The organism is Cohnella lubricantis, from assembly GCF_014212015.1.
Lineage (GTDB): Bacteria > Bacillota > Bacilli > Paenibacillales > Paenibacillaceae > Cohnella > Cohnella lubricantis.
On sequence record NZ_JACJVN010000022.1, the window covers coordinates 1 to 24,135 of the forward strand.

Consider the following 24,135-nt stretch of genomic DNA (forward strand, 5'->3'; position numbering starts at 1 on the left):
ACTTATTGTGCCTTGTTGCGTGCTGCTGCGCGGGCTGGGCCGCGAACAAGGCACTTATTGTGCCTTGGTGCGCGCTGCCGCGTGGGCTGGCCGCGAACAAGGCACTTTTGGTGCCTTGGTGCGCGCTGCCGTGGGACGTTTGCAGCATTTAGGGTTGTGGCGCACATCCTCTTAGGCATAGAATGAGTTAAAACTCTACTGGCTCTACTCAGCCCTACTTAGCTCTACTGGATCTACTCAGATCCACTTAGTTCTGCCAGCCCTACCAGATCTAATTAGTTATACCAGAACTTCCATATATACCTATATATACCAGTCCCGCTTAGCTCTACTGGCTCTACTCAGCTCTATCAGCCCTACCGGCTCTACCGGCTCTACCGGCTCTACCAGCTCTACTCAGCTCTAACAGCCTTACAAGCCTTATCAGCTCGATCTACTCTATCTACTCGACCAACTCTCAGTCCTATCTACTCTACCATTCGGAAGCGGAAGCAGGTGAGCGCAGCGTGTTAGTGATCGATCGCAACGAAGTGTCTGAGTTACTATCCCTGGAGGCATGCATCGGGATTATGGAAAATGCGCTAAAAGACCTGTCCGCCGGACAGGCCGAGCAGCAGCTGAGATCCGTCGTCCCCGTCCGCCAAGGCGGCTTGATGGGACTGATGCCCGCGTACCTCGCCCGCCAAGAAGTGGTCGGCGCGAAGCTGATCAGCGTCTTCCCGCGCAATCATGACCGCGGACTGCCCTCGCATCAAGGCGTCGTCGCGCTGTTCGACGCCGGCACGGGCGCGCTGAACGCGATCGTCGACGGCCGCCGGCTGACCGCCATCCGTACGGCCGCCGTCAGCGCCGCCGCGACGAAGCTGCTGGCGAAGCCCGACTCGCGCACGCTGGCGCTGATCGGCAGCGGCGAGCAAGCGCGAAGCCATCTCGAGGCGATGCTGCTCGTGAAGCCGATCGAGCGCGTGCGCATCTGGAGCCCGAGCCGGGCCCACGCGCTCCGCTTCCAGAGCGAGATCGCCGCCAAGTATGGCGACAGCCTCGCCGCGCAGCTGTGCGACTCCGCCGAGCAGGCGGTCGCGGACGCCGACGTCATCTGCACCGTCACGTCGTCGACGACGCCAGTCCTGCAGGACGAATGGATCCCCGACGGCGCGCATATCAACGCGGTCGGCGCCTGCCGGGCCCCAGACCGGGAGCTCAGCTCCGCCATCGTCCGAAGGGCGAGGCTCTACGTCGACCGGCGCCAATCCGCCGTTCACGAAGCTGGCGATTACTTGATCCCGCTCCAAGAGGGAGTGATCGGCAGCGGGCACATCGTCGGCGAGATCGGCGAAGCGCTGCTCGGCCAAGTCGAAGGAAGAACGTCGGACGAGCAGCTAACGCTGTTCAAATCGCTCGGCCTCGCCGTCGAAGATCTCGCGGCGGCAACCTACGTGTACGAACAAGCCAAACAGCTAGGCAAAGGCACATCTATCGCCATCTAAGAGGAGCGTGACATCGTGAGCGATCGTCAAGAACGGTACGATTTTCACCTAACAACAGAACAAGAAGAGAGAGCGCAGGAGCTGCACGACCGCAGCATCGTCATTGACCTGCTCTTCCAAGGCCCTCTATCCCCTAGCGTCATTCCTACTAATCTATCCGACCGAATCAAGGAAGAATGCGAGCCGCTAAGAGAAGACCCGATGGCGTACAGCGCGCTGCCCGCGAAGCGGCTCCGCCAGCTGTCGGTCCGCGGCGAGCTTCCCGAATTCAAGGACGAATGGTACCGCTCCGGCATCACGGCGGGCAACCGCGAGCTGGATCTATCGAGTCCGGAAGCCATCATGACGAGCATGGGCGAAGCGCAGGAGCAGTTCGACCGCTTCCCCTGGCTCGTCAAAGCGCTGACCGCCGCCGATATACGGGAAGCCAAGCGCAACAACCTGAAGGCCGGCATCTTGACGGCGCAAGACCCGGCCGGTCTCGGACGAAACCTCGACCTTCTCGAAGCGCTTCACGGCTTCGGCCTTCGCGTGCTTCAACTGACGTACAACAACCAGAACCTGATCGCGTCCGGCTGCATGGAACCGGCGAACGGCGGCGTGTCCGCCTTCGGCATGAAGTTCATCTGCAGGCTGAATGAGCTCCGCATCGTCGTCGACACGAGCCACTGCGGCGCCCGGACGACGCTCGACGCCTGCCGGCTGTCGACGCAGCCGGTGATCGCGTCCCACACCGGCGCGGAAGCCGTCTATCCCCATCGCCGCTGCAAGAGCGACGATGAGCTTCGCGCGATCGCCGCGACCGGCGGCGTGATCGGCGTATTCGCGATGCCTTGGTTCATTCACGAAGATCCGAACGCGACGACGATCGACCATGTGCTGGACCATATCGACTATATCGTCCGGCTCGTCGGCGTCGACCACGTCGGCATCGGCACCGACTGGCCGATGAGCGACGTCGACTGGTCGCTCGTCTACTTCAAGGAGCACATCGCGCCGAAGCTCGGCTTCGCCCAAGGCGACGGCCCCTCGACGGAGCTCATTCAAGGGTTGGAGCGATACGGCCTGTTCATCAATTTCACCCGAGGGCTCGTCGCCCGCGGCTATGACGATGAAGAGATCGAGAAGATCATCGGCGGCAACTGGCTGCGCGTATTCGAACAGGTCTGGGGGCGATGAGGCGATGACTACCGCCAACAACAGCATTTTCAACTTCTACTGCGCAGGTGTCTATGAGGGGAAAATCCGGTTCACGGACGACAAGGTGATGCACGCCAAAGTGAATGCCAGACGGCGGACGCAGCTGCAAGAGGATGTGCTGGACGACCGCGCGAAGTACGTCCTTCCGCTCCAGAAGATCCGCGAAGCGCTGCCGCATTACCGCAAGGCGCAGTGGAACGGGGATCGCGTCGAGACGGAGAACGGCGAGATTTACCACCGCCACATTACCTACTCCGATGACAGCGGGCGCACCTCCCAGGTGTGGGCGAAGCGCGAGGATACGGCCGTCGACATCGTCACGCTGGACGGCGAGATCATCGCTTGGCTATGCCCGAACCGATACGGGATGGAGATCATCGTCCGCGAAGGGCTGGAGAAGCTGACGCCGCTCGCCGTCTACGACGATCCGCTGCTCTCCAAGCCGGCGTATGGCGTGAACGATCTCGGCACCTATCTCGTTCCGATGCGGGACGGCGTGAGGCTAGCGACCGACGTCTATCTGCCGGAGGGCATCGAGCCGGGCACCCGTCTGCCGACGATTCTCGTTCGGACGTGCTATGACCGCAACGGCCGCAAGGAGAGCTTCATGCGCTGGGCGAACAAGGGGTACGCCGTCGTCAACCAGGACGTGCGCGGCCGCGCGGACTCCGAAGGCGAGCTCGTGCCATTCTACTATGAGCGGGAGGACGGCAGCGACACGATCGATTGGATCGTATCCCAAGATTGGTCGAACGGGGACGTCGGCATGTGGGGCGCGTCCTACCTCGGCTACGTCGTCATGGCGGCCGCGACGAGCGGCCATCCGAACTTGAAGGCCGTCGTCAACGAAGTGAACGTCGGCTCCCCGTTCGTTGACACCGTCCGCAGAGGCGGCACTGTCTGCTCTTGGCCGCTGCTGTGCTGGACGCTGGCGCAGTCGGTCGGCACGCGCACCGACTTCCAAGTCTTCGCCGGCATTACCGTCGATCCGGCCCAGGCCGTCGACGCAAGGCCGATCCGCGATATCCCGCGCCAGATGATCGGCAAGGCGTCGGGGCCCTGGGACTTGTGGAGCGAACATCCGGAGTACGACGATTACTGGCGGGGCTGCACCCATTCCGAGCGCGCGGATCAAATTCAGGCGCCGATGTTCGTCATCTCCGGCTGGTACGACGGCGACAGCGCCGGCGTCTCGGAGACGTGGCGGCTGCTCACGGAGCACGACGTGCCGAACCGCAAGATCTGGCTCGGCCCGTGGGAGCACGGACCGAACCGGGCCCGCGACTTGAAGGGCGCCGCCTTCGGCGAAGACGCGGTCGTCTACGACTACGACGCAAACGTCCTGCGCTGGTTCGACCGCTTCCTCAAGGGCGTCGCCAACGGCATCGACGAGGAGCCGAGAGCCCGCTATTACGTTGTCGGCGAGAACAAGTGGCGTACGTCCGCCGACTGGACGCCTGCCGAATCGGCCGTCACCCCGTTCTACTTGGGCAGCAACGGGCGGGCGAACTCGGCGTTCGGCGACGGCACGCTGGGAACAAGCGCGCCGGCCCCCGGCAGCGCGCCCGACCAGTACATCTACAATCCGGAAGATCCAGTCGCAGACGCCGGCGAGCGGGAGCCGGAGAACCGCCGCACGATCGAGCTGCGCCAAGACGTGCTGTGCTACACCAGCGGCAAGCTGGTCGAGGACTTGACGATCGCAGGCGAGCTGTCCGCCATCCTCTATGCGGCAAGCTCCGCCGTCGATACGGACTGGGTCGTGGCGCTAAGCGACGTGGACGAAGCGAACAACTCGATCCTGCTGTCCAGCTACATCGTCCGCGCGAAGTATCGCCGCGGCTATGACAAGCCCGAACTGCTGACGCCGGGCCAGGTCGAGCGATTCGATATTTTCATGCCGAATATTGCCCATCGCTTCCCTGCCGGACACCGGATTCGCTTCTCGGTGACGTCGTCCAGCAAGTTCGTCGCGTTCCCGAACTCGAATACGGGGCTGAATCCGTACGACGACCCGGCGCCGATTCTGGCGACACAGACGATCCATCATTCGGAGGCATACCCGAGCCACGTGCGGCTTCCGGTTCTGCGGGCATAGAAGCTGAACCCTATCATGAATAAAGAGAGATCCTCTCATCCGAAGAGGATCTCTCTTTGTCATATCATCCCGTCGTCAGCCGATTCGCCGGCTTGGACCTCATCAACGAAGCCGCGCTATAGACGATCAGCGCCAGCCAGATGAACCCGAAGCCAACCAGCTCGGATGCCTCGAACGGCTCATGGAAGACGAAGACGGCGAGCAGCAGGCTGGTCGTTGGCGAGATATATTGGATGAAGCCAACGACAGACAAGGGCAGCAGGCTCGCGGCCTTCCCGAACCAGAACAGCGGCAGCGCGGTCGCAGGTCCGGCGAGGAGCAAGAACAGCATTTGCACAATAGGAAGCTCTGTGAACGTGCTCTCTCCCCGCGTCTGCAGGAACAGCAAATATGCCAGCGACAGAGGCAATACGATCATCGTCTCCCACGTCAGCCCGAGCAGCGCGTCGACCTTCACCGCCTTCTTCGCCAGGCCATACAGCGCGAACGAACCGGCCAGCACCAGCGATACCCACGGGAGACTGCCGAATTCGACCGCCATGACCGCCACGCCGGCGCCGGCCAGCGCAATAGCGATCCACTGCCCGGCCGACAGCCGCTCCTTCAGGAAGATCACCGCCATCAGAATGCTGATGAGCGGATTCATATAATAGCCGAGGCTCGTCTCCACCACGTGATCGTTATTGACGGCCCAGATGAAGACCAGCCAGTTCGCGCTGATGAACAGCGAGGACAGCCCGACAGCAATGAGATTGCGCTTGCCGGAGACCACCTGCTTGAGCTGCTTCCACCGCTTGGCGGCCGTGACCAGTACCGCTACAAAGACGAAGGCCCAGACGATCCGGTGCGCGAGCACCTCCCACGCCGGCATGTCTTGGAACAGCCGCCAATAGAGCGGCAGCAGTCCCCATGCCAAATACGACAATACGGCATAACCAATTCCCTGCTTCATCATTCAAGTCCTCTCGTCTCATGCATCGTTCCCGCGCCATCCATTATACTGCGGCGCTTACCCAGCCGGATAGATGGAAGCTGCGGAATGAGCATGCCGCCGAACATCAATAGGCAGCCGAGAACGCCCCGCGTGCCAAGCAGCTCGTTCAGAATCAAGTAGCCGCCGATCGCGGCGAACACCGTCTCCATGCTGAGTATAATAGCCGCCTGCGTTGGCTGCGCGTTCTTCTGGCCGATGATCTGCAGCGTATAGGCAATCCCGACAGAGCAGATCCCTCCATACAGGATGGGAACCGCCGCCTCCAGCAATCCTGAGAGCTCGATGGTCTCCGCCGCCGCCGCGACGATAAAGCTGAGCACCGAACAGACGGCGATCTGGACGAAGGACAGCCTCAGCGGATCCGTGTTCCGGGACAGCTTGTCGATGATTAGAATATGACCAGCCCAGAAGAACGCGCCGATGAGCTCGAACCAGTCTCCCTTGCCGAGCCGAAGACCGTCCGTGACGCAGAGCAGATAGAGGCCGATCAGCGCCAGCACGGCGCCTGCCCATCCATTCAAGCCGAGCCGCTGCTTTAGGAATAAGCCGAGGAACGGCACGATGACCATGTACAATCCGGTGACGAAGGCCGCCTTGCCGGCTGTCGTATACAACAGTCCGATCTGCTGCAAGGACGCCCCCGCGAAGAGGAACAAGCCGACCCATAATCCATTCGCGGCAGCCGATCGATTAGCCGCCTTCTTCTGGACGGCGGTGCGGCCGGACCTGCGATCCAGCCATACAATGAGCGGTATGAGCGACAACGCGGCAAGCGCGAAGCGAACCGCATTATAGGTGAACGGCCCGGTCGAAGACATGCCCTGCCGCTGGGCGACGAAGGCGAACCCCCAGATGCAGGCCGTGAGCAAGAGCAAGAGATTGGATATCCAAGATTTGCGCTGATTCATGCGGTGTCGCTCCTACTCTCGATGGATAAAAAAAATGCAGGGCAAGGGCGGCTGGCCGCCATACTCTGCAATCCATTATATAGGGGATCCCCCCGCTTGTCTCGGGTGTCGGTCAATGCGGCGGCAGCATCCCATTCACGCCGTAGTTAAACGAATAAATGACCCATTGATGGTTGGACTTCTTCATCTTGGCTTCGATGGTAGAAGAGTAGTACTCGCCGTCGGCGTTCCACTCCGAGTTATAAATCACCTTGTATTTGTCGAAGCCTTCCCAGTACACATACTCCTGGGCGAAGAATCCATCGGTATCCTTCAGGAACTGCTTCCTTTGCGGCTTCTTGGCGATTGCATTCGTAGCGAACTTCACCGCTTCCGCGTCCTTCAAGGGAGCCACTTGAATAATGAAGCGATCCGAAGACGCTTGAAGATGCTCTCGCTGCCAGATGATGTGATTCGGGTCGAAAAAGGTGCTGTCGAACTGCCTGAACTGAACGTATATGCGGTTATCGAACAGCTTGACGTATGGGCCGACTGTCGCTTCGAATCTCTTGCCGTTCAGCTCGACCGTCGCCGTCTTGGTCTTCTGATTCCATGTTGTCACAGCGCCAATCCCATCCGCCGCTGCCCGGAGCGGCATGTAGACGCGGTCGTCCAAATACTTGCCATCCAGAACGGTATATTGCGGAGCAGCCTCGTCTTCCGCATGCGCGGCGAGCGGACTGACCAGCACGGCGGTTCCAAGAAGTCCGGCTAAGAGCTTATATTTCGTCATGACCATGTCCTCCGCAATCCCTGATGATACTTGCTTCATCTCTAACGAGATGCAGGACGAGATTGTTGCACGGCTTCAAGGCGGAGCCCGGGCTCTATAATGGTGCGTGAGCTAGAAGGCAACCTCTACCATCGACTGAGCCGTCTCCGGATAATCGGTAATCATGCCGTCGATCTGGAACTTCAGCACCTCCTTCATGTCCCGCCGGGTGTTGACCGTCCAGACCCACACCTCGCGGCCGTCGGCATGGGCTTGATTCACCAGCTGGTCGGTCAGCATAATTTGTTCGATCGTATAGAAGTCGACGTCCAGCTCCGATAAGTCGCCAAGCGCGAAGTACAGAATTCTCCCGATCTTGATCTCTGGAGCCAGCTCCCGAATCCGCTGCAGCGATGCGGGATCGAACGACTGGATGCGCACCTCTTCTTCGAGTCCGGCGACCCTGAGCTGACGGACGACCTCGTCCGCCAGCGCTTCGCCGGAGCCGTATGGCTTCAGATCAAGCAGCAGCTTGATCTGGCCCTGCGCCTGCGAGAGCGCCTCGGCCAGCGACGGGATGCGAATCGGGCTGCCGTTCTCATCCTCGCCGATGGACAGCCGCCTCACCTCCGCGAAGGTTAGTTCGGAGACGGTCGCCCGTGAGCCGGTTACGCGTCTGAGATCGGGGTCGTGATTTAACACCGCGACTCCATCCTTGGTCAGTTGGACATCTATCTCCGCTACCTGCATGCCTTTGTTGATCGCCGAGATGATAGAGGGAAGCGAGTTCTCCGGCGCGTTCGCCGTGTCGGCGCGGTGCGCGGCAATGAGAACGCTCCATTCCGCATACACCAGGCTATCATTCGCACGCAAGCCGATGAACGCTGACAAGGCAATGTAAGCAGCGGCGACCGAGGCGAACAGCACGCGCTTGCGTCGAAGCCCCCTCCACCAGGCGGCGATGCGGCTCTCGAATCGGCCGATGCGGCTGGGCCTCACGTTCAGCCGGTCTCTCGCTCTCATCCCCATGGACCGGCTCAGAGTATAGTAGAGTCTTGTCAGCAGGAGAATATTAATCGGCAGAAGCAGAAGCGCCAGCAAATACGTCAGCAGGGTAGAGAGCGTCAGGGAATAATGCGAGGACACGAGCGCCAGTACGTCCATATCCAGCCACGAAGGGATTCGGCCAAGCGCGGACACCACAGCAGAGATGGCTGTGAGCATAGCCGCATTGAACAGGAGCAGCACGGCGAACAGGCGCCAGCGCCGGCCCTGCGTCAAGATCAGGCTGCCTCGAATCGCCTCCCGAAGCTTTAGCCCTTCAAGCACAATAAAGTGCAGCACGAAGATCCACCGAAGCAGCGTATACAACGCGCCAACTAGAAGCAGAATGTAAGCGGCAATCATCAAATGGGAGGCGTGCAGCACTTGATTGTTCAGGAAGATCGGCACATTAAACAGCGCATAGAAGGAGGCTGACAGCGGCGAGTCCACGAACGGAATTAACAGAAGAAGCAGCAGCATGAGCTGGAACATGCCGTAGCCGAGCAGCTTGGGCGTCTGGCGCAGCGCAGTCAGCACCGCGTCCGTAATCGTGATCGACTTGCCGAAGTAATGCTGTTGGACAAGAACGATAAGCACGAACAATTCGATCAGCAGGGTGAAGCAGGCGACAAGTCCGATCAGAAGAAGGCCGGCCATACCGCTGTAGCTCAGTCCGATCCGGTACACTTCCCCGTTAAGCAGCGAGCCGGATCCGACCACCCGAAGAATGCGGTTGAACAAGAACGTGTTGATCGGAAGCACCACGGCGCTCGTAACGAGCATATACATCAATTCAAACAGCAGCAGCTTAGCGGAGAACCTGCGAAAGTCTCGAATACTTCTGCCCAGCAGTTTAAACATCGACATCGAGAATCAGTCCAGTCATATGTGTCAGTCTATCTTATTATATGAATGGAATTCGCGATTGAACAAGGGACCATTCGCTGTCCAGGATGCTATAGATGACATTATCGTGAACGGCGCCGCCGTTCGTCGCGTCAAGGCGGTGCCGGCGAAGCACGCCCTCCCGAACGGCCCCGATCTTCTCCAACGCCCTCTGGGACCTTGCGTTGCGGCCGCTGGCGGAGAATTGAACGCGGATCACGCCAAGCTCTTCGAAGCAATACTTCAACAGAAGGTGCTTGCAGGCCGAATTAAGTCCCGTTCCCCAGAACTCCGGAGAGAGCCACGTCCAGCCGATCTCGACACTGCGATTGTGCATATCCAGGTCGCCAAGCCGAGTCGTCCCCGCGATACGGCCCGAAGCAGCGTCTCGAATCACGAAGGGCAGCTGCGTTCCCGCTTCCTTATTCAGCAGAGCTAATTCAAGGGCCTGCTTAACCGATTCTCGCGTGGTGTTCTTCCTCCAAGTGAGTTCCCAAATCCTAGGATCGCTCAACAGCTTAGCTAGCTCATTGATGTGCTCGGATTGCAAAGGGACGAGCACCGCTCTGTGATTCTCAAGCGTCAGATTCGGATTGATATGCATGAACATCTCTCCTTCTTCCCACATCCTATCAGCCCGCCCCTATCGTATGAATGAAGAATAGCGCCGATTATTTGCATTCCCTGTTCCAACCCGCTCCCGGCAAGGTGACGGCCCCATTCCTTGACCAACAATACAAAAAAATCCCGGCGGGGAAGTTCCCGTCAGGATCTCGTTCAGCAGGGCGAAGAACCCGCTTGCTCACTCCAGATTCTTCCCATAGAAGATCTCATCCATCTCCCACTTCAGGTTCTCGATGATGGTCGCCTCTTCTTCTGAACTCAACGCATCGCGTGTATATCCGAACAAATAATTGTTCAGATCAAATTTCTTAAGCCTGCACTTGGTATGGAAAATGTGCTCTTGATACACGTTGACGTCAATCATGTCGTACTGGCTCTTGATGTCGTCCGGGATATAATTCTGAATCGAGCTGATCTCGTGGTCGATGAACAGCTTATGGCCGGTCACATCTCTGGTGAAGCCGCGTACCCGGTAATCCATCGTCATGATGTCCGTATCGAACGAGTTGATCAAGTAATTCAGCGCCTTCAGCGGCGAGATCTCCCCGCAGGTAGAGACGTCGATATCGGCCCGGAAGGTGCTGATGCCTTCATCCGGATGGAACTCCGGGTATGTATGAACGGTAATGTGGCTCTTGTCCATCTGGACGACAACGGAGCTCGGAAGCGGACCGGGCGATTCCTCATAATGTTCTCCCGGCACCTCTACAACCGGCCCTTCCGATACAAGCATCGTGACGCTGGCACCTTGGGGCACATAATCCTGCTTAGCCACATTGAGCACATGCGCGCCAATGATCTCCGCTACATGGTTCAAGATATGCGTCAGCCGATCCGCGTTGTATTGCTCGTCGATGTAGGACAAGTAGGCTTCCCGCTCTTCCTTGGTCTTCGTGTAGCAGATGTCGTACATATTGAAGCTGAGCGTCTTCGTCAGATTGTTGAAGCCGTGCAGCGTTATGCGCTGTTCCTTCGTCAATTCCATGCGACCTTGCCTCCCTTGGACAATGGTATTGTATCCCGGTTCGTCCAAGATTAATCTGATCACTCTGACTATCCGCTGCATTCCCTGGTATAATTTAGAACATAGACTTTGAGATTCTTCCACGTTGGGGGCGGGTAATCATGGTTTTCGCAGCCTTACTGCGAGGCATTAACGTTGGCGGCCACAATAAGGTCGACATGAAGCTGCTGAAGATGACCTTCGAGAGAATCGGGTTGCGTAATGTCGTCACCTACATTAATACGGGAAACATTATTTTCACAGATGATCGTCGTTCCGCGCTGCAATTGTCCGCAGAACTGGAAGAGGCTATCGCCGCCGACTTCGGCTTGTCCATCAAAGTCTTAGTCCGCACATTGGACGAGATCCGGACGATCATGGCCTCCTTGCCCGAACACTGGGCGAACAATCAGGACATGAGAAGCGACGTGCTCTATCTCTGGGACGACATTAGCGAAGAGTCCATGCTTGAGCAATTGACCATCAAGCCGGGAATCGACCATGTCATCCGCGTGCCAGGCGCCATTCTCTGGTCATACGAACGGCAGCACGCGAACAAGAGCGGCATGAACAAGATCATCGGCACGAAGCTCTACCGCCAAGTCACCGTCCGGAACGTGAACACGGCTCGCAAGCTATTCGAACTGATGCTGGCTGCCGAACATTAGAAAATGAGCGGGAACATAAAAGCGACGACCGCCGCCCAAAGGCCATAGACCGGCAGATACTTCGTAACCGCGTCTTGAATGGTTGAAGCTCCGGCTCTGTTCCGCAGAAAACGCAGATAGGACAGCATAACCCAAATGAGATTGGCCCAGATCAGCAAGTTAATGCCTAGAACAGCAAGTCTGTTAGGCGTAATCCCATAGGAGGATAGCCTGAACACGATGGCCGACAGAGCCACGCTGTCGATAATAAGAGCAAGCGCAATCAAGGCGCAATTGATATAGTCCGATACGTTCTTCTGCTCGTTCGTGCCGCGCTCGGTGATGGAGAATATGGTGACAGCCAGCACACTCAGCAGAACTCCGTTGAAGACCAAGAGGAAGTCGCGGTCCAAGAACGGATTCTGCCCGACCCCGATAACCGTGACAAGGTAGACCGCCAACGTGACAAGGACAAGCGGACTAAACACTCTGGCTATATAAGGCGCTATATTCTTCGCGAGCTTCAGATTCCTGGTTACCAGGTAGGCGGCCACAATAGCGAGGGCAACAGCGCCCAATAACACCACATTCTCGAAATAGAATTCCGATATATCAACACCGGCAAATCTAAACAACTGCATCGTTAAGACGGTAAGGATCATGCCGCATATGGCCATGATGGCGTATAGAACGCCAAATTCCCCATTAAACTTCAGATAAGCTAATCTGGCAGCGCCTGCTTTATATTCATCGCCTGCAAAGGCAAGCCCCACTAGCATCCATAGGAACACGGGCAGATGCAGATACGCCAGCAGAATGCCGTCAGTCTGCTCCAGCGGCAGAATATTCACGTAAACGATGGAGATAGCGAATAACGAAGCGATGGTGTAGATCACTCTCTTGTTCGGGGCATTCTTGTATGCGAAGAAGGCAGCCATGAAGGGCATGATTCCGAAAATAAGATTGATCGGCGCCACAGCCTCCTGCTCGACAAAATACATAAGGGTCCTGGTGCAGATCCCTGCGAGAATAGCTAATAGGCCCATGACGATGAAGTCCATCTGTAGCGAAGAGGTCTTCTCTGTATGAGCTGTCTCCTTGAAATGCAATCTGGCGTGCCAAACGGCAAGCACCCGCGAATCGGGCATTCGTTCCCACGCATAGGAGAATGCCTGCTTAAACGCATCGGGATCTCTCCTGTACACCCTCTCCAGTTCAGGCGGGTTATCCAGATTTGCGAGAATGAGGTTGTTAATCCCCATCGATATACCTCCCCAATCAACGAATCGCTCTTGTTAATTCATTTTTACTTTAACACGTAATTTATCGTTTTACAATAAATATATGTCTTTGTGGAGGATGTTTTTATTGATAAATAAGCGAAAAACCAGAAACACCTCCAAGATGGCTTCCACATCTAACGAGATGGGAGCCTACTCTTGAAGGTGTTCTGGATTCGTCTCACATTATGGGATCCGTTCAGTCCATAGACATCAACAATTGATACACAATGACTGCCGCTTGAGCGCGTGTTGCCGTTCCCTTAGGATCGAACTTGCCGTTGCCGACGCCATTGATGATGCCTGCTTGCTGCATGGCCGTCACCGCTTCGTTGGCGTAGCTTGCAATCTCTTGCGCATCCTGGAAGCCTGCTGCCGCACTCTCTTGGTTCAGCTTAGTTCCTGCTTTCTGAATCGCCCGGTATGCCATTACCGCCATCTCTTGACGAGTAATCTTGTTGTTGATGCCAAACGATCCGTCAGCCAGACCGGATACGATTCCGCGCTGCTGAGCCGAAGCGATCGATTCGTAATGCCACGCGCCTTGCTTGACATCCGAGAAGGTGCTTGTTGCGCCCGCTTGGTTTAGGTCAAGTGCTTGCATTAACATCTGGATGAATTCGGCTCTTGTCACCGAATTGCCTGGCGCGAACGATTCCTTCGTCACGCCGTTAACAATTCCGCGCGCAGCCAATCCATCAATACTTTCTCTCGCCCATGCGACTTCTTCGACATCGTTGAACGTTACTGGATTGGCGATGGCGGCATATTTGCTGAAGTGCTTCGCGTTGAATTCCGCCATGCCCGTATCCTTGTTGTAACGGCCATTCTTAATCACTTCGAGCTTACCATCTTCCGATAAGTAGTAGATCACGATCTGACCCGGGCTCTCGCCAGGCTTCAACGTATACGGCACTGCCGCTTTAACCGGTTGACCCTGACCGAAGTCGGTGATCTTCTGATCGCCAACGCTCAGGTTGAAGTCGTATACCGTGTTCGAACCTACGATTCCGCGTACTTCTTCGGACAGCATGCTGCTGTCCACCTTGGCTATGTTCAATTCCACATTGGCATTGCCAGCGCCACCTTCGAATATCGATACGGGCACCTGTACAGACGCGAGTCCAGAGGCAATCTCGATGCGTTGAATGCCAGCCTCTGCGGCTGCATTCACTTGATCAACCGGTATGGAGACCGTAAGCTGCTTGGCATTCTCAATATCCTGCACCTGCAATTTCAAGGTGCCGGCTTTGGCTTCGGACACAGCCTTCTGCATGTCCTCAGCTGAGACCGCAGCTTTAGCGTTACCGCTTGAATCAATCTCTGCCTTCACCTCGCCCGGCTGGGCAGGAGTCTGGTTCGCCGGTGGTATTGGAGTACCCGGATTGGTGCTCTTACCTTTCGTTGTTGCTTGCGCTGCGACAGATCGTTCTGATTCAACGGCATCGTTGACAGCTGTTACCTTGTAGTAATAGGTGGTCGATGCCTTCAAACCGCTGTCTTGGAACTTCGTGTCGGTAACTAGTTGCGTATTCACCTGGCTGTAATTGCCGTCAGCAGAAGTTGAGCGATAAACGTTGTATCCGATCACATTGTCCGAAGCTGCCCAGTTGATCTCAATGACGCTGGTGCTTCTCGCTTGCGCAGTGACATTGGCCGGTGCGGCAGGCTCGGCGGCAGGTTCGTCGCTCACTTTCGGCCATTGGACCAGCAAGTGATCGGGCTCGCCGCCGGTACCGATCTTCTCCACTGTGATCCAATTGATCGAGTAGGCGTTGCCGCCGCCGCCGCCGCGGATGGCGATGTTGCCAATCAGGCCGTTGGCGGGCTGGGAACCGTCCAATTTAATCTCAGTGGTTAAGGTGTAGCTTCCCATGTTCACCATGCCGCTGTTGAAGTAAGCAGGTATCGTGGCGGCTACTTGATCGGCTGAATATGGATAATTGTTGACAACCGCCCCATCCGCATCTGTATAGCCGCCGTTGGTGTCATCTTTGATCCAACGCACGCGAATGGCGGTCGTCCCTTTCGCGGTGTAATTGAAGGTGAGACGGTAGGTTGCGTCCTTCTCCGGAATGAGAGCTGCTTTGCCGTCGGCGCCCGCCGTCGACCAAGGCCACTGGCCGGCATCATTGCCCAGAATGATATTCGCGCCGGTCCAACCGTCTCCATTGCCCGCATCATAGACATGAACACCGTCTACAGGCTCTTGCTCCGGACCTGTCTCTGGCTCAATATAATGATGCGTCGACAGATACGTGTCGGGATCCAGTACCGCCACCAACGCTTCCTTGGCCAATCCGTCCGAGTTGAACAGCAGCGCGAATTCACCGGCACGCCAGCCGGTAGTCGCGTCTCTCACGCCGCTGATGCTCACGCGATCGATGACCTTCGGGTTGTTCGTCGTGTTGGATGAACCCACGGCATACTTCTTGTAAATCCGGAACAACTCGGCATATTTCATGGCCTGGTTGTTCTCGTTCTCCGGGGTGAGAGTGCCGATAGGCGGAGTGCCAATGTCCATCTCGGTAATATTAACGTGGACACCGGGGAGCGTCGCGAACAGCTTGATGTTGTTCTCGACGTTCTCGACGTTCGTGTCCAAATTGTAGTGCGCCTGCATGCCGATAACTTCAATCAGCGGTTTGCCGTTCGGGCGGACATCTTGATACCGCTCGTTGATGTCCTTGACCATCTCGTATACCACTTGCGCTTTGTCTGGCGAGTCGAGACCAAAATCGTTGTAGATCAGCTTGACATCCCAGTCAGGGTGACTGTCAACTACTTCGGCCGCTTTCAAGAAGGCAAGCTCAACCCACTCCCAGCCGAGTGCATTGTACCAGCCTTCCCCTTTGGCCAACGAGGCTTTCCAGTCTCCCGGTTTTGAAGTGCCGATGGCTTCATTGACCACGTCAACGCCTTTCAGGCGTCCGCCGAAGTGTCCGAGTACATTCTCGATATGATTATCGAGATTGGTCAGAGCGGTGGCTCTGTCGAACGTGCCCGGCTGATCGTATCTGGCCGGCGGCGCGTCCCACATCCAAGTTGGCGACTGTGAATGCCATGCCAGCGTATGCCCGTAGAACACCATGTCCGGGTTCAGGCTGGCAAGGTTATCGAATGCCGTGTCAGCGCTATCATAGGTGAAGGTGCCCTTGACATTTTGCGTGCTCTCGGGTTTCATCTCGTTGCCTGGCGCATACTCGGCGAAGTTGTGAATCAAGGCATTCGTCTCGCCCCTGCCGAAGATTCCCAAGGTGAAGTAATCCTTGTAGACGTCCTTCAACGCCGGATATTGATCATAATTCAGCCCGGCGGGAGTAGCCTGCGATCCGGAGACGGGATCTTCCGCGGCGGCCGTTGCAGGGATAACGGTTGGGATAACCAAAGAGACGGCGAATGCGAGAGAAAGAGTCCGCTTCAAATTGCGCATAATGGATAGAGCCTCCTTTTCTAATGATATAAATGGAGTAAGGCCTGCTCTTTCACGAGAATTAAGTCATATTCCGAGTTCCTCCCTTTCATTAAAGGTTTTCTCCCTTGTCTTGTTGGCTATTACATATATAAGAATACGCTTTCATGTTTATTATTGTAAATGATTAACAGCACTCTTCAAACATATTGCTCCAGTCTTCCCAATTATTGCGATGTTTCAAGCCGAGTAATCTGAATACTTTAGGTGAGTGATTAATAGACAACAAGATTGAGTTAACTATCCTGTTCGAATCAGGTGAAGAGTCCGCCAAGACGATCATCGGCCGGCGGCGGGTAACCCAACTGTCTTGCCATCGATACGATCTGGCCTTTGTGATGGAATTCATGTGTCTGCGCATGCGTTAACAGCAGCAATGGAGTCGGCGCCTTCGGGTAACCTTGCCAGCTCTCGTCCAGCTCGATCGGTCCATCCCAACGATCGCGATACTCGTCCAAGAACCGTTGTACGAGTTCATCCGCTTCCGCGAATCGCTCACGGGCATACTTCACATCGGCGCGTTCGTGTACGGTAACATCCCAATGCTCAGCGATCTTCTTGAACGCGAACGATTCCAGCCAGAACCGGTAGCAGTCCACGACATGCAGATAGGTTTGAAGGATCGTTCCGCGTCCAAATTCGGGCACCGGTTGATGCAACACTTGAGGAGGCAGCTCCTCCAAGAACGCGAACATGTTCTGTCTAGCGGATCTGATATAGTCGTATTGCTGCTTCAATATTTCGAGCAACGCCATCACTCCTCGATTCTCGAAGGATTCTGTCCATCTTGCCGCCTCAACTTCTCTGTAATGGTCAACACATTGCCGTCGGGGTCGATGATGGTGAAATAGAGCGTGTTGCCGTGCCATTCGATCCGATCCACCACAGCCCCATCGTCGATCATAGACTGATACGAACGGAATATCGCATAGGGGTCCGCGCGGCGAAATCCGTCGACCAATGCTTCGAACACCTCAAGGCTAAGTCCGCGGCGCGGAGCTGTCATCACCGCATCGTCCCAATATTCGGGATGGCGTTCAACGGCCGTCTTCAGCCTCGTCCTCGCCCGCTTCAATGCCGCCTTCACCGAACCCTCGGATTGTCCGAACAGCACCCCCGTCTCCTTGGCGGTAAAGTGAAACACATCGATCAGCAGGATAAGCACAACCTGCTTAGGTTCGAGACGATCGGACAGCAGTTCGAGCGCCTCGCGCACATCCCACCCGCTCCACTCCTCATAGGAACCGTTGAGGGACGCTTCGAGCTGTCCGACCTGGGGTTGCAATTTGCGGCTGCGGCATATATCAACCCATGCATTGGCGGCAATTCGGAACAAGAATGGCTTCGTAATCTCCCGGTTTGGGAACCGGGTATGCCAACGATAAGCTTTAATCAGCGACTCCTGCAGCAAATCGTCCGCATCCCAAGACGAGCCGGCCTTAGCCAGACAGTACCGTCTTAGATCGCTTTGCAGCGGAAGCGTCATCTCCGCGAACGTCTCATAGCCTGCATCCGAACAGCCCCTCTGCGGCACTATTTTGAATTCCTCCATTTATCCTTGTGTGCAAAATACGGCGTTTGCCCCGTCTCTTCTACAATATCAACGGCATTCCCGTCTAGATCGAATGCTTTGAAAAACCTGTGATTTTCCTCTACGTAGATTTCGCTTAATTTCGCACCCTTTGCTTTAAGCTGTTGATACGATTGGTTAATATCGTACGAAGTGAAATTGAAGTAAGGCATCGGATGTTCACCGGTGTGGAATTCGACAGGCTGCGGCTTCTCCACTTTCCACAAGAGAACCAATGTTTGAGCGTTAGGGAACGCGAGCGCGACTCGATAATCGGTCCTCTCAATCGTCTCCAGATCGAACATTCGAACGTACCACTCCTCCGAACGTGCAATATCGGTTACCGGAATGAAGATGCTGGATACGAACGCGATATTTTTTCCCATAGATTAGCACTCCCCTTTGACCTCATTTTCAATCTAATAACGATAAAAATCCATCAAAAGATACGGGGGCGCACAGTATTTCTCGGCATTGCGCAACCGAACTCGTTCGAGAAGCATCTTACATAGGGGAAGGAGGATGCTCTCTGGATATCGTGCAGGGCTTGAGGGATAAAGACGAAGCCGCGCTTCGAGCGTTAATGGAGCGATACGGCAATGTATTGATGCGTACGGCTTACTTATTAGTCAAAGACAAGCAAACCGCGGAAGAAGCCGTCATGGACACGTTCATACAGGCCTATCGCAAGATCGGCCAGCTCCAACATCCCGACCGGCTTGAAAGCTGGCTCCTGCGCATTGCCGTGAACCAATGCCGGATGCGAACGCGAACCTGGAGCTGGAGCCGAATATTGCCTCTAGCTCACGTGGAACGAATGGTCGAGGAAGAAGAACCTGGCCCGGAGGAGCTTCTGATCGGCACCTGGCGCAACGAGAAGTTAAGCGAAGCGCTGCTCGAGCTGGATTACAAATATCGCGAGGCGATCGTACTATTTTATTACAACGGATTGAACGTAGCCGAGATCGCAGCTCAGACAAGCAGCAACGAGAATACGGTGAAGGCTAGGCTGGCGAGAGGCAGGGCTCAACTCAAACTCATGCTGGAGAGACAGGAGGAAGCGAATGAGACCGGAGGAAGAGCAACAGTTCATTAGAGATAGGTTGGATGAAGAACTCGGGGATCTGCGTTTTCTTAGAAGCGCGGAAGTGTTGGACCGCACCCATCCCCGTTCATTACCGGCCAAGCTGCGCGCCTTGTGGAATTACGAGTTCGAGCTGCCGCTTCTTCCGATAGGCGCCAGCTTCGCCGTGCTGCTGGCGATTCTGTTCGTCGCTCAATTACAAGAGAATACGGACAACCGGCAACGGGCAGCGGTGATGCCCCGCGCCGAGAGACAGCTCGTGGAAGCCGGAGGCAACACCTATTGGAAGGACGAATACGAGAAGGCGGTGAGAGGCGTTGAAGCTCAAGATCAAAGTTAAGCATCTCTTCTCGCTCGTCATCGCCCTGTGCGCCTTGTTTATCTGTCTTCAGCTAATCGTGCTGCCTAGGCTAGAGGTTGCGATGGCCAAGAAGCACTTCGAGCAAGGGGCGGCGGGCGGTAAGAATGAACTGCTGCACGCAATAGATACTTCGTCCGGTGACGATAAGTGGGCGCTTATCCGGCAGTATATGATTGAGAACGGCTCGGAATCGATCTCGACGAGATTCAACGTCATCGTAGGAGATGGTACGACTTATACCTCAGAGGTAACGTCGTCTCCGGATGCGCCGAGCTGGACAGGAGAAGAGAAAGTCAAGTACTTGGAAGCCTATGCAGCAAGCGGTCCAATCGATGGCTATTTAGTTCGCGCGGCGAAGCAATTGGCCTTAGAATATCAAATTCTAAGCCGTCCCGAAGATGCGGCTCGCGCGCTGGAGCAGACGGAACATAGGCTAACAAGCAATTACAATAGTCAGAAAAGAGAGCTCATGCTGGCCCGCGCGAAAATCTACGCGGATGCCGGACAATTCGAGACGGCGGAGCGCTTGTTGACCGAATTGAGTGAAGAGCCGAACTGGCAGAATACGTATCTGAAGGACAGTATCGCGAAGCTCAAGACCCGGATCATGGAACAGCGCGACAATTCGGCTGCGGCTTCAAGCGTATCCGGAACCATTAAACGAAGCGACGGCCAGCCGATGGCGGGTATCGGGGTGTTCTTGCGAAGCAGCAAGGATACCTATCATAGCCTTGTGGACAGCGAACCTTACCAGACATTAACCGACTCGGCCGGCAGCTTCAGCTTCAAAGGCGTTGCCCCCGGCAGCTATGTGATCTACATCGGCCTTACCTTCGGGCAGATCGACGGGTGGACGCGGCCTGTAAAGTATAACGAGGAGTGGATCGACCTTCGGGGAGGAGAGAATCTGACGCGCAACATTACCCTCCAAAGGTTAATCCAGCTGCGCTCCCCAGTGGACCAGCAAGTCATTACCGGCAAGACGGTCCATTTCGAATGGGAGCCCGTCGAAGGAGCCGCCTACTACGCCTTGAACGGGACTTTCCCAATCGAGAACGGTACTATAGGATTCCAAATCAAGGATCATATCGAGAGCAATGCCATCGAACTGCCTCTCGATACGCTCTACAGCGTTGAAAGCGGCTATTCGTATAAAAAATTCGGCGACAAGGACATTCCGGATCCCTCGAATCTGCTCGGGTTCGCCGATCCATCCAGCCGGTTCTCCTGGAGCGTGGAAGCCTACGATGCGGACGGGAGACTGTTGACGCGAAGCAACGGTTACCGATTGAACGAGCAGACGATGGGGCGTCTTCCTTTCTTCTATTTGAAGGAGCGCACGCTTACCGAAGCCGATCAGCTGCTGCTGGCTGGACGCATGGACGAAGCCTTGCTGGAGTACCAAGCGGATTATGAACGCGATGAGCAAGATTCGCATAGCCTTCGGATGATCGTTAAGCTTCTGGAGGTGAAGGCTGCGGATGACAAACGGCCGCTCGATGCGGCCTCAGTACCGTATCTTGAGAAGCTGGCGAGCATCGATGAGACCGGAAATACCTTGTTCTCCTTGGTTAACTACTATGGCAGCATCGGGAATTGGCCTGAAGTCGACCGGTATTACGGCATGCTGAAGGAAGCGCGGCAAGGAAGGGTAGAGAGTTACTCTCAAGCCCAATACGGCATACTGCTGCTGAAGCAAGGAAGAGTGCAAGAGGGCGAAGCGGAGCTCCGGCAAGCGCAGGAGAACGATCCCTCGAATCGATTCATCGGCAGTTACATCGCGAGCGTCATTTATTCGGCCGGCAACTTGGATAGGGCTGAGGAGCTCGCTCGCCAGTATCCGGAACGCTCCTATTACGGCGAAGACAACCCGGACTGGAGCGAGCTTGTTCACGGTTTGATAGAAGAAAGCCAAGGCTCGAGCGAAGATTCATACTTCACGAAGCTGCGAGAAGCGCTGCGCGTTTGCTTCGGCGGAGATCAGAAGCGGTTAGAAGACTGGACAGCCGATTCGGAATACCCGGCTATGAAGGCATTCATCAAGGCGTTATCCAAAGTCGATTGAGATGAAGCGGCTTACCATGCCAAGGCCGCCTCATCAACGCGGAAATTATTGGAATGCGGAAGTCGCGATTACGAAGCAACATTAGCGAATTTATCGCGTCTGTACTTAGACATATTCAATATTCCACAAAGGCGGACAACATGAAGCTCAAGCTATCGATTGGACTAACTGTAGGCATAGTAGGCGCATTGGGCATCTGGACCGGGTCCGTCGCCGCTCAAGAGCGGTTCACCGATCTCAAGTATTCGCAATGGGCCGCGGACAGCATTGAATATATGGCCGATCGCGGCACGGTATCCGGCTACGGCAACGGATTATTCGGTCCCTCCGATGCCGTGACGCGAGCGCAGGCCATCGCATTTCTCGTACGCGAGCTGCAGCCGCAGGCACAGACTGGCGCAAGCCCAAGCTTCACGGACGTGTCGCCGGCGCACCCCTTCTACGATGTCATCTCCGTCGCTTCGCAGTCGGGTCTTGCCCGCGGCTTCACGGACGGCACTTTCCGTCCCGACGAACCGATCTCGCGCGCGGAGACGGCCGCGTTCCTGACCCGCGCCTATGAGTTGACGAACGGAACGCAGCCGGTGCGTCTATCGGATATCGAAGGCAGCTGGGCCTCTGATCCGATTCGGACGATGAGCACCAACGGGCTAATCGGAGGTTATTCGGACGGCACCTATCGACCCGATCAGACGGTTACGCGGGCGGAATTCGCGGTATTCCTCGCCCGGGTGATCCATTATGAACGCAACGCCGCCATTGAGACGCAGGATTGGGATAAGCTGATGTCTTACATGACGGTGAGCGAGGAAGTCGGACAGATGCTCATGCCCAAGTTCCAGCAATGGAACGGCAAGTCGACCACCGCGATGAACGCGGGACTCCAGGAGACTCTGAACGATCAGCATCCCGGCGGATTTATCTTGTTCGAGAACAATATAATCGACGCGAAGCAGGTTGCGACGTTCACGCACGATTTGCAGACGCGGGCGGGAGACATTCCGTTGTTCCTCGGGACCGATCAAGAAGGCGGCGTCATCAAGCGGCTGCCCGGAGGCACGAATCTGCCGGGGCAGATGGCGCTAGGCGCTGTGGATGATGCCGATCTGGCGCGGGCCGCCGGCCAGCTTACGGGGGAGGAGATGCAGGCGCTCGGGCTGCAATTGAACTTCGCGCCTTCGTTGGACGTGAACAGCAATCCGGACAACCCGATCATCGGCATACGCTCGTTCGGCTCGGATCCGGACCTGGTGTCGCGTCTTGGCTTGGCGACCATGCAGGGGCTGCAGCAATCCGGCGTGATTGCGGCTGTGAAGCATTTTCCCGGGCACGGGGACACCTCCGTCGATTCCCACCTGGGCTTGCCGGTGTTGAACGATGACCGCGCACGGTTGGATGCGGTGGAGCTGAAGCCGTTCCGCGCCGCGATCGACGCCGGAGTGGACATGATCATGACCGCTCATATCGCGCTTCCTGCCGTGGACGACGAGCATGCCGTCTCCCGCAAGGACGGCAGCAGCGTTCCGATTCCGGCAACGCTGTCCAAGAAGGTGCTCACCGGGCTGCTGAGAGAAGAACTTGGATTCCAAGGCGTTATTATATCCGATGCCTTCACGATGCAAGGGATCGCCGAGCACTTCGGGGAAGAGGATGCCGTTGTTCGCGCCGTCTCCGCCGGCGTGGATATCATCCTGACGCCCAAAGATTCGGCGGCCGCGCACGAGACGCTGGTGAAGGCGGTCAAGAACGGGACGATCTCGGAGGACCGAATCCAGGAGTCGGTGAGGCGCATTCTGGAGCTCAAGTTCAAGTACGGCTTGTTCGATCAAGGCAACGACGACTTCCCGGCCCGGCTGTCCTCTCTGCCGACCGTCATCGGTTCGGCCGCCCATCGCCAGATCGAACGGGAGATCGCAGAACGCGCGGCAACGACGCTCGCCGGACCGATCGAATCGATTCGCCAAGGCGATCATGTCGTGATCGCCGCTGCCGACGAAGACACGGGCAAGCAGCTCGAGAAGCAGCTCGCCGTGGCAAGCGCTTCGCAGCATCTAACGACGGAGGTCGCGGTAATCGGCCAAGCGAAGACCACGCAAGCGATGGACAAAGCGGACTATGTCATCCTTGCCTCCTATCAATTCCGCAACGTCGCGAGTCAATTCGGCTGGGCGGCATTCCAAGACATCATCGACCGCTTGAACGCGAAGCAGAAGCGCTATTCGCTGCTATCTCTCGGCAACCCGTATGAATTGCTCTATCTGCAGCATGCCAAATCGGCTCTTGCGGTATATGGCAAGCAGGAGCCTAATCTGGCGGCAGGCTTGAACGTATTGTTGGGCAAATTAACGCCTCAAGGCGTTTTGCCTGTGCAGGTGAAATAAATGAATAAGCCGGCAATCCCCTTCTAGGGGATGATGCCGGCTTATTTGTTTAACGACCCCTTTTGCTCAAGAACGCCAGAGAGGGCAGCGACGGAAAGCAAGAAGTTTCTATTTACGAAGCAGAGGAAGTTGATCGCCCTAGATTACTCCAAAATTCCGTTATCTCTGCGTCATTAGCTTGATACCTTCCCGTACAATACCTCAGCAACTCATTTATAGTATCCTGGGATAGTGAATCCCTACTTTCAAGCGGAAATCGTGTTCTGATATCCCTCCTAACG

The 24,135-nt window shown here is 56.2% G+C and carries 19 protein-coding genes; 8 read left to right on the forward strand and 11 right to left on the reverse strand.

Features of this window, described 5'->3' with window-relative positions:
- Nucleotides 1-512 precede the first annotated feature (512 nt).
- From H4Q31_RS05460 to H4Q31_RS05470, 3 genes are read left to right on the forward strand one after another with little or no spacing between them, the layout of a single operon-like run.
- Entirely contained in the window at nt 513-1,487 is a 975-nt protein-coding gene (locus H4Q31_RS05460) for an ornithine cyclodeaminase family protein (RefSeq protein WP_311771691.1), read from the forward strand.
- Nucleotides 1,488-1,502: 15 nt separating this feature from the next.
- The gene (locus H4Q31_RS05465; protein ID WP_185178068.1) at nt 1,503-2,666 is read left to right on the forward strand and encodes a dipeptidase; all 1,164 of its coding nucleotides are present in this window, start codon (nt 1,503-1,505) and stop codon (nt 2,664-2,666) included.
- A gap of 4 nt (nt 2,667-2,670) precedes the next feature.
- A complete protein-coding gene (locus H4Q31_RS05470; RefSeq protein ID WP_185178069.1) occupies nt 2,671-4,785 on the forward strand; it encodes a CocE/NonD family hydrolase in 2,115 nt (704 codons plus the stop codon).
- Nucleotides 4,786-4,849: 64 nt separating this feature from the next.
- Here H4Q31_RS05470 and rarD read toward each other — a convergent pair whose 3' ends face one another.
- From rarD to speD, 6 genes are all read right to left on the reverse strand, one after another.
- Nucleotides 4,850-5,737 carry an EamA family transporter RarD gene (gene rarD, locus H4Q31_RS05475; RefSeq protein WP_185178070.1) on the reverse strand — a complete coding sequence of 296 codons (888 nt, stop codon included), beginning with the start codon at nt 5,735-5,737 and terminating at the stop codon, nt 4,850-4,852.
- Nucleotides 5,737-6,687 carry a DMT family transporter gene (locus H4Q31_RS05480; RefSeq protein ID WP_185178071.1) on the reverse strand — a complete coding sequence of 317 codons (951 nt, stop codon included), beginning with the start codon at nt 6,685-6,687 and terminating at the stop codon, nt 5,737-5,739. Before H4Q31_RS05480 ends, rarD begins: the two co-directional genes overlap by 1 nt.
- 112 nt (nt 6,688-6,799) lie before the next feature.
- Nucleotides 6,800-7,459 carry a stalk domain-containing protein gene (locus H4Q31_RS05485; RefSeq protein ID WP_209703559.1) on the reverse strand — a complete coding sequence of 220 codons (660 nt, stop codon included), beginning with the start codon at nt 7,457-7,459 and terminating at the stop codon, nt 6,800-6,802.
- Between the two features lie 111 nt (nt 7,460-7,570).
- A complete protein-coding gene (locus tag H4Q31_RS05490; RefSeq protein ID WP_245347291.1) occupies nt 7,571-9,349 on the reverse strand; it encodes a glycerophosphodiester phosphodiesterase in 1,779 nt (592 codons plus the stop codon).
- A 37-nt stretch (nt 9,350-9,386) separates the two neighbouring features.
- Nucleotides 9,387-9,995, reverse strand: a complete 609-nt coding sequence (locus tag H4Q31_RS05495; RefSeq protein WP_245347290.1) for a GNAT family N-acetyltransferase — start codon at nt 9,993-9,995, stop codon at nt 9,387-9,389.
- 174 nt (nt 9,996-10,169) lie between these two features.
- On the reverse strand, nt 10,170-10,976 hold the full coding sequence (speD, locus tag H4Q31_RS05500; protein WP_185178073.1) for an adenosylmethionine decarboxylase: 807 nt from the start codon (nt 10,974-10,976) through the stop codon (nt 10,170-10,172).
- Nucleotides 10,977-11,116: 140 nt separating this feature from the next.
- On the opposite strand from speD, the gene H4Q31_RS05505 reads away from it, so the two are divergent.
- Complete coding sequence (locus H4Q31_RS05505; protein ID WP_185178074.1) at nt 11,117-11,662, forward strand: DUF1697 domain-containing protein; 546 nt, start codon at nt 11,117-11,119, stop codon at nt 11,660-11,662.
- Here H4Q31_RS05505 and H4Q31_RS05510 read toward each other — a convergent pair.
- From H4Q31_RS05510 to H4Q31_RS05530, 5 genes are all read right to left on the reverse strand, one after another.
- A complete protein-coding gene (locus H4Q31_RS05510) occupies nt 11,659-12,903 on the reverse strand; it encodes a DUF4153 domain-containing protein (protein ID WP_185178075.1) in 1,245 nt (414 codons plus the stop codon). The genes H4Q31_RS05505 and H4Q31_RS05510 overlap by 4 nt on opposite strands.
- A 217-nt stretch (nt 12,904-13,120) precedes the next feature.
- Nucleotides 13,121-16,354, reverse strand: coding sequence for an endo-1,4-beta-xylanase (locus tag H4Q31_RS05515; protein WP_185178076.1), 3,234 nt, complete (start codon nt 16,352-16,354; stop codon nt 13,121-13,123).
- 293 nt (nt 16,355-16,647) lie between these two features.
- Nucleotides 16,648-17,142 carry a DinB family protein gene (locus H4Q31_RS05520; protein ID WP_185178077.1) on the reverse strand — a complete coding sequence of 165 codons (495 nt, stop codon included), beginning with the start codon at nt 17,140-17,142 and terminating at the stop codon, nt 16,648-16,650.
- A gap of 5 nt (nt 17,143-17,147) precedes the next feature.
- A complete protein-coding gene (locus tag H4Q31_RS05525; RefSeq protein WP_185178078.1) occupies nt 17,148-17,927 on the reverse strand; it encodes an RNA polymerase sigma factor in 780 nt (259 codons plus the stop codon).
- Nucleotides 17,927-18,349 (reverse strand): VOC family protein, encoded by a 423-nt coding sequence (locus H4Q31_RS05530; protein ID WP_185178079.1) that lies wholly within the window; start codon nt 18,347-18,349, stop codon nt 17,927-17,929. The genes H4Q31_RS05525 and H4Q31_RS05530 overlap by 1 nt, the downstream gene beginning before the upstream one ends.
- Before the next feature lie 152 nt (nt 18,350-18,501).
- Here H4Q31_RS05530 and H4Q31_RS05535 point away from each other — a divergent pair, with 152 nt between their 5' ends.
- The 4 genes from H4Q31_RS05535 to H4Q31_RS05550 all read left to right on the forward strand — a co-directional run bounded on the left by H4Q31_RS05535 (nt 18,502) and on the right by H4Q31_RS05550 (nt 23,854).
- A complete protein-coding gene (locus H4Q31_RS05535) occupies nt 18,502-19,059 on the forward strand; it encodes a sigma-70 family RNA polymerase sigma factor (RefSeq protein WP_311771690.1) in 558 nt (185 codons plus the stop codon).
- Nucleotides 19,028-19,387: a hypothetical protein gene (locus tag H4Q31_RS05540; protein WP_185178080.1), complete on the forward strand. Its 360-nt coding sequence runs from the start codon at nt 19,028-19,030 to the stop codon at nt 19,385-19,387. The genes H4Q31_RS05535 and H4Q31_RS05540 overlap by 32 nt, the downstream gene beginning before the upstream one ends.
- Complete coding sequence (locus tag H4Q31_RS05545) at nt 19,365-21,473, forward strand: carboxypeptidase-like regulatory domain-containing protein (protein ID WP_185178081.1); 2,109 nt, start codon at nt 19,365-19,367, stop codon at nt 21,471-21,473. The genes H4Q31_RS05540 and H4Q31_RS05545 overlap by 23 nt, the downstream gene beginning before the upstream one ends.
- Before the next feature lie 140 nt (nt 21,474-21,613).
- On the forward strand, nt 21,614-23,854 hold the full coding sequence (locus H4Q31_RS05550; protein WP_185178082.1) for a glycoside hydrolase family 3 N-terminal domain-containing protein: 2,241 nt from the start codon (nt 21,614-21,616) through the stop codon (nt 23,852-23,854).
- Nucleotides 23,855-24,135: the final 281 nt, after the last annotated feature.